Origin of the sequence: Lentibacillus amyloliquefaciens, from assembly GCF_001307805.1 — a bacterium.
Taxonomy (GTDB): domain Bacteria; phylum Bacillota; class Bacilli; order Bacillales; family Amphibacillaceae; genus Lentibacillus; species Lentibacillus amyloliquefaciens.
The window spans coordinates 1163684-1181998 of the sequence record NZ_CP013862.1; the positions used below are offsets into that span (position 1 = coordinate 1163684).

Genomic DNA, 18315 nt, shown 5'->3' on the forward strand with positions numbered 1-18315 from the left:
TTTTAAAAGGCTGTTATGTTTCTTTTCTTTGCTGGCAGCGTTTCTACTTTCACATGATCAAAAAGCACTCTCTGCCAGTTCTTTCAATGAAAAGCATGCAGTCGTGTTGACCGTGTCTTCTGATTTACGACAATAAAAAATCCCCTCTCTATTTAGCTTTAGAGACGAGATCCGCGGTACCACCCTAATTATGAATGGGAAAACCATTCACCACTCAGCATGATAACGGTGTGAAACCGACGGGGGTTAGCCGTACTCCGGTTTAGCTTTCCATGGTTCTCTGTTTTCAGGGTTTCTTCCAGCCTTAGGAAACCCCTCTCTGAAGAGTCTGCCTGATTCACCAGGACTCGTTTGAACGAAAAGCCCATGTACTTGGAACCTTCAACGTAATAATGTAGTTAATTTGCTGATAGTATAGACAACTTTTTTTTCCATGTCAATTATAACCTCCTGACTGACATCACATGCTCAATGAGAACTTTGAGCACAAATGAAATGGGAACAGCCAAAATAAGACCAATAACCCCGCCTATTTTTCCCCCAAGCAGCAAGGCAAAAATGATAGCTGCCGGGTGAATCCTGACACTCCTGCCAACTATATACGGCGATAAAAAATTGCCTTCTATGACCTGTATGATAAAAATGCTTGCCAGCACAATTAAAGCCATTTTGCCGGAAATAGTCGCCGTAATGGCAATCGCCGGGATCGCTCCAATAATCGGACCAAAATAGGGAATAATGTTCGTGAGCGCCATAATAATTGCTAATAATAAGGCATATGGAATACCCAAAAATTTAAATACCCCGAATGCTGCCGCACCGACAAACAGTGATACGATCAGCTGTCCTCTTATGTAACCGCCAAGCCCTTCATCTATTGCATGCAAGAGCCCTTTTGTCTGTTTATGATACTTTTGGGGAATCCAAGTTTTGAAATAATCTTTAATAGAAGCAAAATCTTTCAAAAAGTAGAAAGCGAGGACCGGAATCACGGTTATAACCACAATCATATCGAAAATCTTCGTAAAGCCTCTGACAACGTCAGCAATCAATTCTTCCATATAGGCTTCTGCTTCAAATATCAGTTCATCCATTTTGTCATGGAAAGTCTCCGGCAAGAAAGATGTATATTCATACAGACTATAAACGAAGTCCCGATACATTTCAATCAGCTGGGGAAGCTGGTTCTGCAAATCACTCAGCTGCTGAATGACAGCCGGATATAGACGGTATCCCAAAAACCCAATTCCGCCAAAAAAAAGAAAATAAATCAACAGAATGGCTGCACTCTTCGGGATATTGTGCTTGTGCATTTTTTCAATGACCGGGTATAATAAATAAGCAATCAACATGGCTATTAAAAACGGAAGAAGCAGCTGCCATAGGAAAGAAAGGACAGTACCATAAACAGGAAAAAGTTTCACAAGTAAATAGACAAATAAAAATACAAAAATGCCAGTTATAACCCAAAACAGAAAATTCAATGGTTTATTGTACAGGAACATGCCTGAACCTCCCGGGTAAAGTGAGTTCATGTTTTTGATAAAACATTACCATTGAATTTTCCGCTCATCTTCCGTAAACAGATCATCCAGAGAACTTAACGACCCATCCGGCTCAACCTGATGAATCGTAAGTTTATCATTAAAGACAGAGAGCTCAACAAAACAATTCCAGCAATAGAATTGCTGAGCTCCGATTTTACCAATATTTTTTTCGCTGCAATTCGGACATACCAACATTGTGAAAGCTCCTTTATCCCGCATATAACGGACAGTAAATCCCCGAAAAACGGGGCTTAACAGTCCGTAAATGTCCGATTCGGTTTAACTGACATTCAATGGAAAAATCACTCCATTGAATGAAGTTTCACTTTATTTGTCTATGGTTGCCCGAAAAGAGACAAAATATACATGATATTCACATAAAATCGTATGGCGTCATTTCTTCTTCCTCCCCGATTGGCTGTTCGCTTTCTTCAATAGCATCCAAACGTTCATGCAGTTGTTTTTTTAGTGATGTGAAACGCTTGTTTGAGTCCAGTGTCTGCACCCCCCGCAGAAAAGCATGCTGCTGACCGCAAATGATAAGCGACTTTTTGCTCCTTGTTATGGCGGTATAGAGTAAATTTTTCTTCAGCATACGATTGTAAGCCGAAACAATCGGCAGAATAACAATCGGAAATTCGCTCCCCTGCGACTTATGGATAGAGATACAGTAGGCATGTGTGATGTTCACATAATCTTTTCTTTCATACACAACCTCTTTGCCTTCAAAATCCACTACAAGCTGTTCAATGTTATCGACATTTTCATCTTCTTCAAATATAGCAACAACTTCGCCAATATCACCATTATAGATGTTATCCTCCGGTTGGTTGACAAGTTGCAGGACTTTATCACCAACACGGAAAACGGCATCTGTCGTTTGTATTTCCCGTTTTGAGGACGAAGGCGGGTTTATCAGGGTCTGCAAATGTTGATTAATCATGGTTATGCCAGCCTCGGAACGGTACATCGGTGCCATAACCTGAATGTTTTTTAAATCAACGCCTTTTGTTCCGGCCCGTTCAATAACCATCGTGACGGCTTCAATCACCTGATGTGTGCTGCAGTGGATAAAGCTGAAATCTTTATCATTTTGTAATGCTCGCTGATCAACTGCATCCTGTTTAATCATATGTGCGAGTTCAATTATTTTAGATCCTTCCTTTTGCCGGTAAACATCCTGAAGACTTATATATGGAATATGTTCACTGGCTAGCAAATCCGCCAGCACCTGTCCCGGTCCTACCGATGGGAGCTGATCTTCGTCGCCCACCAGCAATACTTGCATATCGTCCGGTATAGCTTTGAACAAACTATTGGCAAGCCAAATATCAACCATGGAAAACTCATCAACAATTAAATATTTGCCTGTTAGTTGCTCATGCTCATTTTTCTCAAATCCGCTTTGTCCATCCCATCCTAACAATCGGTGAATCGTTACCGCCGGAAGACCGGTTGATTCCTTCAGTCTTTTAGCAGCTCTGCCGGTAGGTGCTGTCAAAATAAAGGGATAATCTGAAGCTGAATCATATTCACCCGGGTCTGAGGAAAGGTCATGAATTTCAGCATAGGCATTCAGTATTCCTTTTACCACCGTTGTCTTGCCGGTTCCCGGGCCACCTGTTAGAATCATTAATTTCGAGCGTAACGCTTGCTCGATAGCTTCAAATTGTTCCTTGCCGTAACTAAGGATTTCTTCTTCTTCAATATCCCCTATAATCTTCATCAGTTCTGCTGTTGGAGTTTCATGTTCAACCGGTTTGGAAATCAATCGTTTAAGATTGGATGCAAATCCATCTTCGGCATAATAAAGTGAAGGCAAGTAAACATTTCCGTCGGCAAGTATGACATCTTTTTCCTTGTTTAAGGCTTCCAGACGGTTTACGACCATATCATTGGTGAGCTTGAGTTCAGGGTGCACGAGCAAGTAGGCGACCTGCCTTGCACACGTTTCAATCGGTAAAAATACGTGACCATCCTGAATGTTTTTTTGCAAAACATAAATACACCCAGCGCCTATTCGGCTTGGGTGTGTCAACGACAGACCATTAGATCGAGCAATCTCATCGGCAGTCTGAAAACCAAACCCATCAATATCAAAAACATACTGATAAGGGTCTTCCTGCAACACGCTGATTGCTTCGTCTTTATACTCCTTGTATATTTTTTGGGCCATCTTCAGACCGATTCCGTATTTAGATAAATAAACAGCGATGTGCTCAAAACCCTGGTTTTCTTTTAAAGTATCAGCAAGAAGTTTGGCTTTTTCTTTTTTTAAACCCGGCACTTCAGATAACACATTCGAGTCGTTTAATATTTTCGAAATGGCATTCTCACCAAGTGTATCCACTATTTTTTCGGCTGTTTTTTTTCCAATGCCGTGAAACATATCACTGGAGAGATAAGCAATCAGACCTTCTTTTGTATCAGGGACAAACGTTTGGTATGAAGTCACTTTGTATTGCAGACCAAATTTAGCATGCCGCTCCAGACTGCCATAAAAGTTATACACAGCAGTTTCCTGCAGGTCTGAGAAATAACCTTTTATAACGATATCCTTATTCGTATAATCTTCATTCGTATCAAGGACTTTAATTTTGGAAATGGAAAAATTTTCATGCTCGTTTCTAAAAATCGTGTGCAGCAGTTCACCTTTTATATACCCATCTGTTTGAGGGTTTTGTCCATCCGTTGCCATACGAATAACCTCACTATCTTACATATCAGAATTATTCCAGACTTGCATGATTTGTTCTTTTGCGTTTTTCGCCAATAAATGTTCAGGCTGAATTTCCAAAGCCTGATTGAATTGGTTCAAAGCACCCTCCAGATCTTCTTCATACAAAGCAATGACTCCCAGGTTATAATGCGCATCACTATGGTTTCCATCCAGTTTAAGCACATTCTCAAATACCGGTTTTGCATCATTGATATGCTCGCTTTGTGCCAGAGACATCCCGTATTGAAACAGGAATTCAGTGTCTTTGGGGGCAAGTTCGGCCGCCCGCATCAAGTATGGAATAGCCAGTTTATACTCCTCCTGATGGAAGAATGTCATCCCGAGTAGATAAAATACATCCGCTTCTTCAAGACCGATTTCAATAGCTTTTAAAAAGTTTTGCTGAGCATTTGAAAAATCCTGTTTTTCATAGTATAGATTCCCGAGCCCGTAATAAGCTGTTGCTGCTTCTGAATCCAGTTCAATTGCACGATGGTAAAAACGTTCCGCACGTTCAGTATCATTGATATGAAGCAATAAATTCCCGAAGTTTACATAGCCCACCGGATTTTCCGGGTCCGTTTCTATAATATCATTGAAAAGCTGTGCCGCTTCTTCATATTTTTGTTCTTTCATCAGCTGTATCGCCTGCTGATTTTTATCCATTGTTTCACCTCTAATCGTCAAAAAAGCATATAACGCCCATTTGGTTATCCAACATAATCAAGATAATTTTCATTTTTTATGACTTCGTCGATCGTACCGCCGCCCAGACATACATCGCCGTCATAAAACACAACTGCTTGTCCAGGCGTTATGGCCCGCTGAGTTTCATCGAAGGCGACATGAACATTTCCATCTTTCATCATAGTGACCGTTACACCGCTGTCTTTTTGACGATATCTGAATTTGGCTGTACATGTGAACGATTCATCCGGAGCCGGATTGATCCAGTTAACGTCGGAAGCAATCAACCCATCCGAGTATAAACTGTCATTGTCAAAACCCTGGCCGACGTACAATACATTTTCTTCAAGATTTTTACCCACGACAAACCATGGTTCGCCCGATCCGCCAATTCCCAGGCCCTGGCGCTGGCCGAGTGTATAATACATCAGCCCGTCATGACGTCCTTTTTCAATCCCATCAAGTGTTTTCATAACACCGGGCTGCGCCGGCAGATATTCACTTAAAAACTCTTTGAAATTTCGTTCGCCGATAAAACAGATACCGGTACTGTCTTTCTTTGCAGCTGTAACCAAATCATGCTCTTTAGCGATTTCCCGGACCTCATTCTTACTCAGATGACCGAGTGGAAACATAACCTTTTCAAGCACCTCTGAATCCAACTGATTTAAGAAGTACGTCTGGTCTTTATTGTCATCCACACCCCGGAGCATTTCATACCGGCCTTCATGATTTCTCACTTGTGCGTAATGACCCGTAGCCAGATAATCGGCACCAAGTGACATAGCATGCTCAAGGAAAGCTTTAAATTTAATTTCCTTATTGCACATCACATCCGGATTTGGTGTTCTCCCTGCTTGATATTCATCAAGAAAATACGTAAAAACTTTATCCCAGTATTGTTTTTCAAAATTAACGGCAAAGTAAGGGATATCCAGCTGGTTACATACCCTGACAACATCATCATAATCTTCCGTTGCGGTACAGACACCATTTTCATCTGTATCATCCCAGTTCTTCATGAAAATACCGACAACATCATAACCTTGTTCTTTCAACAGCAATGCGGCTACTGACGAATCAACGCCACCGCTCATACCGACCACTACCCGTGTATCCTGGTTTGATTTCATGTTTATCACCATCTCATTTTAATTTGCTAAACGTTTCACGATTGCCGCAACACGATCTGCTGCCTCAATCACATTCTCTTCAGTATTGAACGACCCGAAACTGAACCGGATTGAATTGGTTGTCCGATCTGAATTTCCGCCATACATCGCACTGAGTACATGGGAAGGTTCCACTGACCCGGCTGTACATGCACTGCCGCTTGATGCGGAAATGCCGCTGAGATCAAAATTTGTCAAGAGAGACTCAACGTTTGTTCCCGGAAAGCTTAGATTGACAATCGCCGGTATTGTATGATCCGGTGTACCGTTCACTTCATATTTGATGCCATTCTCTCTCAGCCGGTTTAAAAATCGGTCTTTATAAGAGGCATAAACCTGTCTTTTTTCAGCTTTATTTTCCACCGTCAATTCAACAGCCTTTTTGAAGCCGACAGCAGCAGCAATGTTTTCTGTTCCAGGGCGACGTTTTCGTTCCTGTTCACCTCCGAATTGAAGTGCTTCAATTTTAGTACCACCTGCCACATACAAAAATCCGATACCTTTGGGACCATTTATTTTATGGGAAGAAACCGTCAATAGATCAATCCCTGACTGTTGAACGTCTATATCCAATAAACCGAAAGCCTGGACTGCATCGGTATGAAAATAGGCCTGATGATCTTTTAAAATATCACCGATCGCCTCGATTGGCTGAATGACGCCCGTTTCATTATTAACATACATAATCGATACTAAAATGGTGTCGTCTCTCAATGATGCAGTCAGATCCTCAATGTTAATTCTTCCTTGTTCATCAACCGGAAGATATGTGACATCAAATTCCTGTTGTTCCAGATATTCAGCTGTATTTAGTGCTGCGTGATGCTCCTGAACAGTTGTAATGATATGGTTCCCTTTATCCTGATTAGCCAGAGCAGTGCCAATCATGGCAAGGTTATCTGCTTCTGTTCCGCCGCTTGTAAAAACGATATCTTTTTCGTTGGCATGAATGCTGCCAGCCATGGTACGTCGCGCGTCATCAAGGTATTGTCTGGCTTTTCGGCCAAATGAATGAACACTTGAAGGATTACCGAATATATTTGTCATAATCGGATTCATCGCTTCAACAACTTGCGTGTCCATCGGGGTTGTTGCCGCATGATCCAAATAAATGTGATCCATCTTTATTACCCTTTCCAACTATATGTTAAATAGCGATAAATTCTCGCTGTTCAAGCATATTGATTAAATATAAAACATATAGGCGTCCTGCACCTTGTCATTTTCATGCTGTTTCAAATCTTCCAATGTTGTCGTATCCAATACATCTTTGACAGCATCCCTTACGCGTATCCATAACGCCTGCTTGGCAGGTTCTTCATTTTCTATCCCTTCAACAGGCGATATTGGTCCTTCAAGTACGCGTATAATATCCCCTGCTCGAATGTCTTTCGGATCTTTCGCCAGTATATAACCGCCGTATGCACCGCGGATACTCTTTATCAGCCCTGCATTTCGCAATGGAGATGCGAGCTGTTCCAAATAATGCTCAGAAAGCTCTTTCTCACGGGCAATCGTCTTCAGTGAAGTTGGACCGTTCCCATGCTTTCTTGCTAGTTCAAGCATAATGGTTAACCCGTATCTGCCTTTAGTCGAAATCTTCATTTAAAACACCTCATAATTTATAAAACGTTCTTTATGATAATATAAAATATTATAGCACGAATCACTTGTTTCTTGCATTTTAACACATTCAGAATTACGCTTTTATATATATTGCTTATTAACTTTTAAAAAAGGACGATCAAAATGAACCAACAACCACTCGCTTATCGTATGAGACCTGAACATATTAATGACATTATAGGGCAAGAACATCTGGTCAGTGAAGGAAAAATACTTAACCGTATGATACAGGCTGAACGCCTCTCCCCTATGATTCTGTTTGGACCTCCGGGAACCGGAAAGACGTCATTGGCGTATGCCCTTGCCAAGAGCCTGGACATCCCGGTAAAAATGCTGAATGCTGTCGTTGATAAGAAAAAAGATATGGAAATCGTTGTGGAAGAAGCTAAAATGACCGGACAAGTTGTTCTCGTGCTTGATGAAGTCCACAGATTGGACAAAGCAAAACAGGATTTTCTGCTTCCGCATATCGAAAGTAACCTTCTGACGCTGATTGGCTGCACAACAAGCAACCCATATCATTCTATTAACCCTGCCATCCGCAGCAGATGCCACCTGTTCGAACTTCACCCATTAACAATTGATAATATCAAAACGGCCATCACGAGAGCCTCAATTGATGAAGTGAACGGCGTAGGATCAGAGTCTGTTAAATTAACAGATGAAGCACTGGACCATTTGGCATTTGCTGCAAACGGTGATATGCGCTCTGCCTTGAATGGGCTCGAGCTTGCAGTTTCATCTACACCAAAGGACAATAAGGGTGAAATTGTTATCTCTCTCGAAGCAGCTGAAGAATGCATGCAGAAAAAGAGTTTTTCGCATGATAAAGATGGTGACGCCCACTACGACGTCTTGTCAGCTTTTCAAAAATCCATCCGGGGCAGTGACGTTAACGCAGCTTTGCATTATCTCGGAAGACTGATAGAAGCCGGTGATCTGGACAGTATTGCACGCCGTATGATCGTAATCGCCTACGAAGATATTGGACTTGCCAATCCTCAAGCAGGACCGAGAGCCATTTCTGCTGTTCAGGCAGCAGAGCGCCTGGGCTTCCCTGAAGCACGTATACCCTTAGCTAATGCAATCGTCGAGCTCGCACTGTCACCTAAATCCAATACAGCATATAATGCGCTTGATGAAGCACTCTCAGATATTCGCAATGGAAAAAGCGGAGATGTACCCGCTCACTTAAAAGACGCACATTATCAAGGCGCCCAAAAAATGGGCCGGGGCATTGACTATAAATACCCGCATAATTATGAAAACAGCTGGGTCAATCAACAGTATCTGCCAGACACAATCAAAAATAAAGATTACTATAAGCCAAAAGCCAGCAGCAAATTTGAACAGCAATTGAAAAACGTTCATGAGAAAATCCAATCAAAAAAACAATACTAGATTTTAGAGGTATAATTCTTTTTTCAAGCGGTCAAACTAATGATTAAAGAGAAAAATCTATGATTACCGTTTTTGAAAAAGGAGTTGACTATATGGCTAAAGTAAGACAGGACGCCTGGAGTCATGAAGATGATTTATTACTGGCAGAAACTGTACTGCGCCACATCAGAGAAGGCAGCACGCAATTACATGCATTTGAGGAGGTGGGCGATAAACTGAACCGCACTTCAGCTGCATGTGGTTTTCGCTGGAATGCTGAAGTAAGAAATACGTATAACGATGCAATAGAACTTGCAAAACGGCAAAGAAAAGACAAGAAACGTGCAGATGCTAAAAAAGCCAGACAACCGGTTGCTGCCATTCAGGAAAATAAGAATCAACATGCTGATAAAGGATCCGTTGATACCGTATATGATGATACGGCACAATCAATAACGATTGATTCTGTCATTCAATTTCTCAAACAGTTAGATAAAGACTATCAGGCTTCCAATCAATCAAAACAATCACTTGAACAAATGGGACAGGAAAATGAAACGTTAAAGAAACAGGTTAATCAATTGGAGAACAAATTGAAACAGACGGCAAAACAGCTTGAGACAGTTCAGGAAGATTATCAGGTGTTTATGCAAATAATGGACAGGGCACGAAAAATGACCGTGTTTGACGATAAGGATTCAGTACAAGCACCATCTTTCCAAATGGATAAGAATGGAAATTTACAGCAAGTTGCAGACGGTCCTTCCAATCAGTAATTGTTTGTTTGTAAACGTGATCTATTCAAAACATATTCTGCATAGGCTGCAGAAAACAGCCTTACAATAAATTGAGCGGGGTAAGAACCCGCTCAATAAAGTTTTGTTTTATGTATCTATCAATCCCAATTGTGCCGTCTGTTTTATGGTTTTGATCCCGCTCCAGGCAGGTGGGTGCCCTGTTCCATATATAATTGTGCTTCCCCTTTTCCAAGGCTTGCACGCAATATGAAAACCTATGCAGACTCCCAATTATATAAGTGTTCGGTCAAAACGAATGTACTAGACGTACACATCAGGATTGAAAGATTTTTATCTTATCGGTTTATAAATTTATCTTAACACACATATATATTTTTTTCAATATTCACTTTTATAAAATTTACATCCCGGTAGTTAAAACGATTGGTCAATCAACTGATTTTTTATCATTAACCTGGATTGACAGTTCGTTCAATTGTTCATCGCTGACCTGGTTTGGTGCATTTGTCAGCAAATCGGAAGCAGAAGCTGTTTTTGGAAATAGGATTGTATCTCTAAGGTTGGACCTGCCCGCCAGCAGCATGACAAACCTGTCGAGTCCTAATGCAATTCCCCCGTGCGGCGGTGCACCATATTGCAATGCTTCCAGTAAAAATCCGAACTGATCTTCAGCTTCTTCTTCAGAAAATCCTAACACTTCAAACATTTTATCCTGCATTTCTTTGCTGTGAATACGAAGTGACCCGCCGCCAAGTTCGTATCCGTTTAATACAAGGTCATAGGCATTGGCATGCACATTTTCGGGTTCCGTATCTAATTTGCTCATGTCACCTTCAACAGGCTTTGTGAAAGGATGATGCGCCGCAAAATATCGTCCATGCTCTTCATCATATTCCAATAACGGCCAATCAGTAACCCAGAGAAAGTTAAATTTGCTCTCGTCAATTAAATCCAATTCTTTACCCAATTTAAGCCGCAATGCACCTAAGCTGTCATAAACAACATCTGTTTTATCCGCACCAAATAACAGCAAGTCACCATCACCGGCTTCGGCTTTTGTGACAAGATCGTCTTTCTCCTCATCGGTAAGGAACTTGGAAATGGGGCCTTTCACTTCATCGCCTTCAATTTTCAGCCATGCTAACCCTTTAGCACCATAAATTTTCACAAATTCAGTCAGTTTGTCAATATCTTTTCGCGAGTAATTTGCTGCTTGTCCCTTAACATTTAACAAACAAACTTTCCCGCCCGTCTCAAGTGCTCCCTTAAACACCTTGAATGTCGAGTTTGCCAGAACGTCTGAGACATGAATCAATTCCATGCCAAACCTGGTATCAGGTTTATCTGAACCAAACCGTGTCATTGCTTCGTCATATGACATTCTTGGCAATGGCAATGGAATGTCAATATCTTTAACTTCTTCCATAACATGTTTCATCATATTTTCGGTCATATCCATAATCTCATCACTCGTCATGAAAGATGTTTCAATATCGACTTGTGTAAATTCCGGCTGGCGGTCAGCACGCAAGTCTTCATCACGGAAACAACGTGCCATTTGATAATATTTTTCGAATCCGCTCATCATAATCAGCTGCTTAAACAGCTGAGGCGATTGCGGAAGCGCATAAAATTCGCCCTCGTGGACACGGCTTGGGACCAAATAGTCTCTCGCCCCTTCCGGTGTGCTTTTGGTCAGGATCGGTGTTTCCATTTCCAAAAAACCGTCATCATTCAAAAAGTTTCGTATAGCCTGTGTAGTTTTATGACGCATTTTGAATGTTTCCTGTAAAGTGCTTCGGCGCAAATCAATATAACGGTATTTCAAGCGTAAATCCTCAGCAACGTCCGTCTCTTCCTGAATAAGAAAAGGTGGTGTTTTGGCCTTGTTCAGTACTGTCAGGCTTGAGGCAAGAACTTCAATCTTTCCTGTTTCCATCACCGGATTGACTGTATCCGGATCACGCTCAACCACCTTCCCCTTTATTTCCAGTACATATTCAGTCCTGACCGCCTCAGCCGTCTGTAAAGCAGCCTCTGAATGATCCGGGTTGAAGACGACTTGGACGAGACCGGATTTATCACGCAAATCAATAAAAATTAAACCGCCCAAATCACGTCGTTTTTGCACCCAGCCTTTAAGCAAAACAGGCTGATCAACATCTCTTAAATCTAACGTGCCTGCTAATGTCCGTTCACTCATTATCATTGCCTCCTGACAGCTTTTCTTGCAAATAGTGCACTAATTGTGATAGAGGCACCTCATCCTGGTTGCCCGTTTGCATTTCTTTAACATTAATGGTTTTCTGGTTTATTTCATTTTCGCCCAACACAAGAACATATTTAGCATGAAAGCGGTCTGCCGCCTTAAATTGTGCTTTCGTTTTTCGTTCTTGATAATCCCTATCAGCCTGGATACCGTTATTGCGTAATTCATGGATAAGCTGAACAGAATACTTATCAGCTTCATCCCCGACAGTAACGATAAAACAATCAAGATCTTGAGCGGCAGGAATTTCAACGTTTTCTGCTTCCAGTGCCATCAGCAAGCGTTCAAGACCCATACCGAAACCAATCCCTGGAGTAGCAGGCCCGCCCAGTTCCTCGATCAGGCCGTTATACCTGCCGCCGCCGACAAGCGTTGTAATAGCGCCAAATCCTTCCGCCTCACTCATAATTTCAAAGGCAGTGTGGTTGTAATAGTCAAGCCCCCTGACGAGATTCGGATCAACTTCATAATCGATTCCCATCAGTTCCAGATACGTTTTGACTTTTTCAAAATAGCCAACCGAGGTCTCATTTAAATACTCAAGAATTGAAGGTGCCGTCTTCATAGCCGGATGGTCTTTGTCCTTCTTGCAATCCAGAATGCGCATTGGATTTTGTACAAGCCGGTTTTGACAATCGTGGCATAACTCATCTTTATGCGGTGTAAAATGATTGATCAATGCCTGACGATGATTCTCCCGGCTTTCCTTATCACCAAGCGAATTAATGACAAGCTTCAAAGACGTGAGACCAAGTTCGCGGTAAACTGACATAGCCAAATCAATAACTTCCGCATCAACAGCCGGATCAGAACTGCCCATCACCTCGACGCCGAATTGATTCAGTTGCCGCATCCTACCCTTTTGCGGCCGTTCATAACGGAACATCTGAGCGAAATAATACAGTTTAACCGGCTGACTCGCATTGCCGTGCATTTTATGTTCAACAAATGAACGTACAACAGGTGCCGTGCCTTCAGGACGCAGTGTCAAGCTCCTTCCGCCGCGGTCATCAAATGTATACATCTCTTTTTGGACGATATCCGTTGAATCACCCACGCCGCGCTGGAAAACTTCGGTATGCTCAAAAAGCGGTGTCCGTATTTCATCAAAATGGTATCGTCTGCAAACATCTTTAATTTTATTTTCGACAAACTGCCATTTAGCAGCTTCTTCAGGCAGAATATCAACTGTACCTCGTGGAGCTTTCATACTCATTATCAATACCCCCTATTCATATTACATACAAAAAAAGCTCCCGTCCCTTAATGTATAAGGGACGGGAGCTTACCCGCGTTGCCACCCTGGTTGATGTCTTTTACAACATCCGCTCTGCACAGTTAACGCCTGCAAAACGTCTATACCTACTGAAATTCATCAGAAAGGAGAAGGTGGGCAGCAGAAGTTGAATCAACTATCAACATGCTTTCCACTTTTCAGCTTTCAAGTCTTTGTTCGGAATAGAACCTGGGGAATGTCATTCATCAGAGCTTATGTGAACATGTTTCCAGCCAATGACATCTTCTCTCTGTTCATAAGTGGTCTGATTACTGTTTCCTTCAAAGGTTTTCAAGTTCCTATCGTTTTGAATGATTTCTATCATAATGTTTTCCGCGTTTGTTGTCAAGTACGTATTATTTTTTTCTTCAACCTATTAACTTCACCGAGTGAAATACCTAGTTCTTCAGCTATTTCCATATGATTAAAACGGTCATCCAACTCTGTAAAATGATGAAAATCCACACCGAAAATATCTTTATCAGTACTTGAATTCCATTGCTTCTCATTCATGCGCATGTGAGTTCCTCCTTGTTGCTCATTAGTTTTGCCTTATTGAAGACTTTTTATTAAACTAAAAGAGAATCGGAATAATGTTAGAGGGGGAACCATAGTGCATTTGAAAAAATCGGCAATCGTGGTCTTCATGATTCTTTGCTTTCTTTTTGCACCTGCTGTACAAGCTAATGACGCATTCATCACCACTGATAATTTGAATGTACGTGCAGGACCTGGAACCAATTTCGACCGTATCGGCCAAGTACATACCGGTGAAAAACTCCCGATTCGATCCCAATCTGAAGACTGGATTGAAATAGAGTTTGACAATAGCCGGAGCGGATGGGTTTCAGCGGAATTTGTCACCATTGAATCTGATACTGACAGCGCATCCCCTGCTAATAACCCGTCAGAGAGAACAATTACGATTAACAAGGACAACACCCATTTACGAAAAGGACCTTCCTCCTCACATGACATAACGAATTACGCCAGCTCAGGAGAGGAATTTACAGTCATAAATGAAAATGAAAACTGGCTTGAAATCACAAATGAGGAACTGTCCGGCTTTCTGCACAAAGATCTGGCTGCACATCAAACAAATGCCAGTTCATCCGGACTTGAGGATAAAACCATCGTCATAGATGCCGGGCACGGTGGTGTAGATGTTGGCGCAATCGGCGCAAGTGGAACATATGAGAAACAATTCACCAACCGCACAGTGCAAGAGCTAAAAAAAGAACTGGCAATATTAGGTGCTGATGTCATCTTAACAAGACAGTCTGACCATTATATCTCACTCGCAAGCAGGGTTAGTTTATCAAATATAACAGATGCGGATGCCTATCTCAGCATACACTATAACAGCTTCCCGCAAGCTCCTGACGTAACTGGGATCGCAACGTATTACGGGCACGACCGTGACAAGAATCTTGCTGCTGACATTCAAGAGGCTCTGATCACCGAAACCTCCGCAGACGACCGTGATATTAAACAGGAGGATTATTACATCCTGAGAAAAAATTTGCAGCCGTCTGTTCTCATTGAACTCGGGTTTATCTCCAATTCGGAACAAGAAGAACTTCTTCAGACAAACATTTATCAAAAAAAATTGGTCTCAGGTATTATCAAAGGATTAAACCAGTTTTTTTCAAATCCCCAGATTCCAGTTCAATAAGCTGTCCTCTGAAGGACCGCTTATTGTGACACAAAATCCATAAACTGCGACGTAACTTTAGGTCTAAGTTGTGAGTCGTCTACCGCTGCGGAAACACACTGCGCCAAGCGGCAATCATTCCTGTCACTACGGCGCAGTTTACATCGACTGCGAAGGTTAAAGTGCAACAAAATTTATGAAAAGACCCTGTCAAAAACAAAAACGAAGGTCGGCAATTTTTGCCCCCTCCGTTCTAATCACAATTGACCAAAACCATTTCCGGCTATTTGTCATGGCTATCCAGAATTATGGTAACAGGACCGGAATTTGTCAGCTGTACCTGCATCATCCCACCAAATTGGCCTGTTTCAACTTCAATACCATGCTGTTGAACTTGCTGATTAAAATACTGGTAAAGTTCGTTTGCCTGATCAGGTTTGGCAGCATTCAAATAATTTGGCCGCCGTCCTTTACGTGTATCCGCATAAAGGGTGAACTGCGATATCGACAAAACTTTTCCGGCTTCATCTTGTAATGATTTGTTCATTTTGCCATTTTCATCATCAAAAATCCTTAAATGAACCAGCTTATTTGCCAAATAATCGGCGTCTTCCTCATCATCATCATGTGTTACACCAAGAAGGACAACCAGCCCGTGCTCGATCGCACCTGTTGTTGAACCTTCAACAGTTACACTTGCTCCTTCCGATCGCTGAATCACTGCTTTCATGATCTCATGACTCCTTATTGTGTTGTTCGTGTTACCGTATAAACGTCTTTTATTTGTTTGATTCGTTCGACAATCCGTTTCAAATGACCTGTATTGTGAATAAGAATGGTTATGTGGATTACAGCCATCCGATTTCGGTCTGAACGGCCGTTTACATACGTTATATTTGTTTTTGTCTCATTAACCGCTTGTAATACTTCATTTACCAGTCCGCGGCGGTCATATCCCGATATTTCCAAATCAACGTGATATTGTTTTTTGTCTGATTGTCCTTTTTCCCATTCAACATGAAGGAGTCGCTCTTTGACTTCTTCTTTCTGTACATTTGGACAATCTGAACGATGTACCGATACTCCTCTGCCTTTTGTAATGTAACCGACAATTCGGTCCCCAGGCACCGGATTGCAGCATTTCGACAAGCGGACCAGCAGATTATCAACGCCTTCCACTTTTACACCGGAGTCTCTTTTTTGCTCTTTTTTCGTTACGGCTTCATTCTTGACTTCTTCAATGGTTTCTTCTAAGTTCTGTTCTTTTTGTTTGGCTTCTCTCACTTTATCCGTCAGCCGTGTGGCAATTAATGCAGCAGTAATGCCCTGGTAGCCGACAGCAGCATACATATCATCTTCATTGGAAAAGTTAAATTTCTCAAACACACGTTTTAAATTATCGGATATTAATACATCTTTTGGTTCAATGTCAAACGCCCGGATTTCTTTTTCGACAGCTTCTTTTCCTTTACTGATATTTTCATCACGGCGCTGCCTTTTAAAGAATTGTTTGATTTTGCTTTTAGCCTGTGATGTCTGGGTGATTGTCAGCCAATCCTGTGAAGGGCCATACGAATGCTTGGAAGTCATAACTTCTACAATATCTCCGTTTTTTAGCTGATAATCAAGTGGTTCCATTTTACCGTTCACTTTTGCACCGATTGTCTTATTGCCCACTTCCGTATGGATCCGATAGGCAAAGTCGAGCGGCACTGAACCCGACGGCAATTCAATGACATCGCCTTTTGGGGTAAAGACATAAACCATGTCTGAAAACAAATCAACTTTTAATGTTTCCATAAATTCTTCTGCATCATTGGTTTCATTTTGCCAATCCAAAATTTCACGGAACCACGTTAATTTATCTTCAAACGCTTTGTTTCCCTTCGAAGGTTGCTTTCCTTCTTTATAGGCCCAGTGTGCCGCAATACCATATTCTGCAATTTCATGCATTTCCTTCGTTCTGATTTGAACTTCAAGCGGATCGCCTTTTGGACCGATGACAGTCGTATGCAAAGACTGATAAAGATTCGGCTTTGGCATGGCAATATAGTCTTTAAACCGTCCCGGCATTGGCTTCCAGCATGTGTGAATGATACCCAGAACAGCATAGCAATCCTTAATGCTATGAACGAGAATACGCACTGCCAGCAAATCATATATTTCATTAAACTGCTTCTTCTGTTCAGCCATTTTTCGGTAAATGCTGTATAAATGCTTAGGCCTGCCGGACATGTCCGCTTCGATATTGACATCTTTTAATTGATTTTTCAATTCGCCTATAACTTCATCAATATAGGACTCCCGCTCTTCACGCTTTTGCTTCATCAGCTGGACAATCCGGTAATACTGCTGTGGATTCAGATAACGCAGTGCGGTATCTTCTAATTCCCATTTAATCGTCGATATCCCGAGTCGATGTGCTAATGGTGCAAATATTTCAAGTGTTTCATTTGATATTCGGCGTTGCTTATGCGGCGGCAAATGTTTCAGTGTCCGCATGTTATGAAGACGGTCGGCAAGTTTTATCAAAATGACGCGTATATCCTTTGCCATCGCAACAAACATTTTCCGGTGATTTTCTGCCTGAAGTGCTTCTTTTGATTTGTACTTAATTTTACCGAGTTTCGTGACCCCATCGACGAGCATTGCCAGTTCATGATCAAATGAATCTTCCACATCATCCAAGGTCACTTCTGTATCCTCAACAACATCATGCAAAAAACCGCCCGCTATCGTTACCGGATCCATTTCAAGTTCGACCAGAATCCCGGCAACTTGAACCGGATGAACGATATAAGGTTCACCTGACTTCCGGTACTGATCCTTATGGGCGGATTCGGCAAACTGATACGCACGATGAAGATAATCCGCATCATCATTGGTCAGGAACGTGCGGGCTTTGTTTATCACATCTTCACTTGTTAATATTTCTTCTTTAGCCATAAAATCACCTGAATTCACTTTAACAATTACTATATATTCCAGCCTGGGCATTACATCTGCTTTCAAACATTCTCCGATGAATCTCCGATGAAGATATAATCAATAATTTGTTCTATTGTTTATAGTATTAAAAACATTTCCTGTCATGTAAAGGAAAAACGGTTGGTTAGCTTAACTTAAATTTTTCCAGTGAATAATAAGAGGTCTGACGATTGTTTCGTTCAGACCTTATAGAAGACGTTCAAAAGTCCGGTAAAAATGACGCGTCGGTGTTTCTAGTT

General features: G+C 41.7%; 15 protein-coding genes, 1 other RNA gene and 1 other annotated feature. Of the genes, 3 read left to right on the plus strand and 13 right to left on the minus strand.

What is annotated here, in order from left to right; genetic code table 11:
* Nucleotides 1-440 precede the first annotated feature (440 nt).
* From AOX59_RS05840 to cymR, 7 genes are all read right to left on the minus strand, one after another.
* The gene (locus AOX59_RS05840; RefSeq protein ID WP_068443149.1) at nt 441-1505 is read right to left on the minus strand and encodes an AI-2E family transporter; all 1065 of its coding nucleotides are present in this window, start codon (nt 1503-1505) and stop codon (nt 441-443) included.
* Nucleotides 1506-1550: 45 nt separating this feature from the next.
* Nucleotides 1551-1742, minus strand: coding sequence for a hypothetical protein (locus tag AOX59_RS05845; RefSeq protein ID WP_068443152.1), 192 nt, complete (start codon nt 1740-1742; stop codon nt 1551-1553).
* Nucleotides 1743-1920: 178 nt separating this feature from the next.
* Nucleotides 1921-4245, minus strand: a complete 2325-nt coding sequence (gene recD2, locus AOX59_RS05850; RefSeq protein WP_068443155.1) for an SF1B family DNA helicase RecD2 — start codon at nt 4243-4245, stop codon at nt 1921-1923.
* Between the two features lie 18 nt (nt 4246-4263).
* Nucleotides 4264-4932, minus strand: a complete 669-nt coding sequence (locus AOX59_RS05855) for a tetratricopeptide repeat protein (RefSeq protein WP_068443157.1) — start codon at nt 4930-4932, stop codon at nt 4264-4266.
* A 44-nt stretch (nt 4933-4976) separates the two neighbouring features.
* Complete coding sequence (mnmA, locus tag AOX59_RS05860; protein WP_068443162.1) at nt 4977-6086, minus strand: tRNA 2-thiouridine(34) synthase MnmA; 1110 nt, start codon at nt 6084-6086, stop codon at nt 4977-4979.
* An 18-nt stretch (nt 6087-6104) separates the two neighbouring features.
* Entirely contained in the window at nt 6105-7247 is a 1143-nt protein-coding gene (locus tag AOX59_RS05865) for a cysteine desulfurase family protein (protein ID WP_068443165.1), read from the minus strand.
* A gap of 63 nt (nt 7248-7310) precedes the next feature.
* Complete coding sequence (gene cymR / locus AOX59_RS05870) at nt 7311-7730, minus strand: cysteine metabolism transcriptional regulator CymR (RefSeq protein ID WP_068443168.1); 420 nt, start codon at nt 7728-7730, stop codon at nt 7311-7313.
* 144 nt (nt 7731-7874) lie between these two features.
* Here cymR and AOX59_RS05875 point away from each other — a divergent pair, with 144 nt between their 5' ends.
* A complete protein-coding gene (locus AOX59_RS05875) occupies nt 7875-9152 on the plus strand; it encodes a replication-associated recombination protein A (protein ID WP_068443170.1) in 1278 nt (425 codons plus the stop codon).
* A 92-nt stretch (nt 9153-9244) separates the two neighbouring features.
* The gene (locus AOX59_RS05880) at nt 9245-9907 is read left to right on the plus strand and encodes an RsfA family transcriptional regulator (protein ID WP_068448163.1); all 663 of its coding nucleotides are present in this window, start codon (nt 9245-9247) and stop codon (nt 9905-9907) included.
* Between the two features lie 118 nt (nt 9908-10025).
* Here AOX59_RS05880 and ssrS read toward each other — a convergent pair.
* The 4 genes from ssrS to AOX59_RS19985 form a co-directional block, all read right to left on the minus strand.
* Nucleotides 10026-10212: non-coding RNA, 6S RNA (ssrS, locus tag AOX59_RS05885), on the minus strand.
* Nucleotides 10213-10316: 104 nt separating this feature from the next.
* Complete coding sequence (gene aspS / locus AOX59_RS05890; protein WP_068443173.1) at nt 10317-12092, minus strand: aspartate--tRNA ligase; 1776 nt, start codon at nt 12090-12092, stop codon at nt 10317-10319.
* Nucleotides 12085-13374: a histidine--tRNA ligase gene (hisS, locus tag AOX59_RS05895; RefSeq protein WP_068443178.1), complete on the minus strand. Its 1290-nt coding sequence runs from the start codon at nt 13372-13374 to the stop codon at nt 12085-12087. Before hisS ends, aspS begins: the two co-directional genes overlap by 8 nt.
* Before the next feature lie 54 nt (nt 13375-13428).
* Nucleotides 13429-13728: a binding site (T-box leader), on the minus strand.
* A gap of 51 nt (nt 13729-13779) precedes the next feature.
* The gene (locus AOX59_RS19985; RefSeq protein ID WP_169792862.1) at nt 13780-13953 is read right to left on the minus strand and encodes a hypothetical protein; all 174 of its coding nucleotides are present in this window, start codon (nt 13951-13953) and stop codon (nt 13780-13782) included.
* 94 nt (nt 13954-14047) lie between these two features.
* Between AOX59_RS19985 and AOX59_RS05900 the strand changes: the two genes are divergently transcribed.
* Nucleotides 14048-15109: an N-acetylmuramoyl-L-alanine amidase family protein gene (locus tag AOX59_RS05900; RefSeq protein ID WP_068443182.1), complete on the plus strand. Its 1062-nt coding sequence runs from the start codon at nt 14048-14050 to the stop codon at nt 15107-15109.
* A gap of 262 nt (nt 15110-15371) precedes the next feature.
* Here the strand turns inward: AOX59_RS05900 and dtd are convergent, their stop codons facing one another.
* On the minus strand, nt 15372-15818 hold the full coding sequence (gene dtd / locus AOX59_RS05905; RefSeq protein ID WP_068443184.1) for a D-aminoacyl-tRNA deacylase: 447 nt from the start codon (nt 15816-15818) through the stop codon (nt 15372-15374).
* Nucleotides 15819-15832: 14 nt separating this feature from the next.
* Nucleotides 15833-18034: a RelA/SpoT family protein gene (locus tag AOX59_RS05910; protein ID WP_068448165.1), complete on the minus strand. Its 2202-nt coding sequence runs from the start codon at nt 18032-18034 to the stop codon at nt 15833-15835.
* Nucleotides 18035-18315 lie beyond the last annotated feature (281 nt).

Bases quoted from the DNA above. Each gene is read 5' to 3' on its own strand.
- cymR (WP_068443168.1), bottom strand. From the start codon at position 7,730: ATGAAGATTTCGACTAAAGGCAGATACGGGTTAACCATTATGCTTGAA.
- recD2 (WP_068443155.1), bottom strand. From the start codon at position 4,245: ATGGCAACGGATGGACAAAACCCTCAAACAGATGGGTATATAAAAGGT.
- AOX59_RS05840 (WP_068443149.1), bottom strand. From the start codon at position 1,505: ATGTTCCTGTACAATAAACCATTGAATTTTCTGTTTTGGGTTATAACT.
- dtd (WP_068443184.1), bottom strand. From the start codon at position 15,818: ATGAAAGCAGTGATTCAGCGATCGGAAGGAGCAAGTGTAACTGTTGAA.
- AOX59_RS05880 (WP_068448163.1), top strand. From the start codon at position 9,245: ATGGCTAAAGTAAGACAGGACGCCTGGAGTCATGAAGATGATTTATTA.
- AOX59_RS05845 (WP_068443152.1), bottom strand. From the start codon at position 1,742: ATGTTGGTATGTCCGAATTGCAGCGAAAAAAATATTGGTAAAATCGGA.
- mnmA (WP_068443162.1), bottom strand. From the start codon at position 6,086: ATGAAATCAAACCAGGATACACGGGTAGTGGTCGGTATGAGCGGTGGC.
- AOX59_RS05910 (WP_068448165.1), bottom strand. From the start codon at position 18,034: ATGGCTAAAGAAGAAATATTAACAAGTGAAGATGTGATAAACAAAGCC.
- aspS (WP_068443173.1), bottom strand. From the start codon at position 12,092: ATGAGTGAACGGACATTAGCAGGCACGTTAGATTTAAGAGATGTTGAT.
- AOX59_RS05875 (WP_068443170.1), top strand. From the start codon at position 7,875: ATGAACCAACAACCACTCGCTTATCGTATGAGACCTGAACATATTAAT.
- AOX59_RS05855 (WP_068443157.1), bottom strand. From the start codon at position 4,932: ATGGATAAAAATCAGCAGGCGATACAGCTGATGAAAGAACAAAAATAT.
- AOX59_RS19985 (WP_169792862.1), bottom strand. From the start codon at position 13,953: ATGCGCATGAATGAGAAGCAATGGAATTCAAGTACTGATAAAGATATT.
- AOX59_RS05865 (WP_068443165.1), bottom strand. From the start codon at position 7,247: ATGGATCACATTTATTTGGATCATGCGGCAACAACCCCGATGGACACG.
- hisS (WP_068443178.1), bottom strand. From the start codon at position 13,374: ATGAGTATGAAAGCTCCACGAGGTACAGTTGATATTCTGCCTGAAGAA.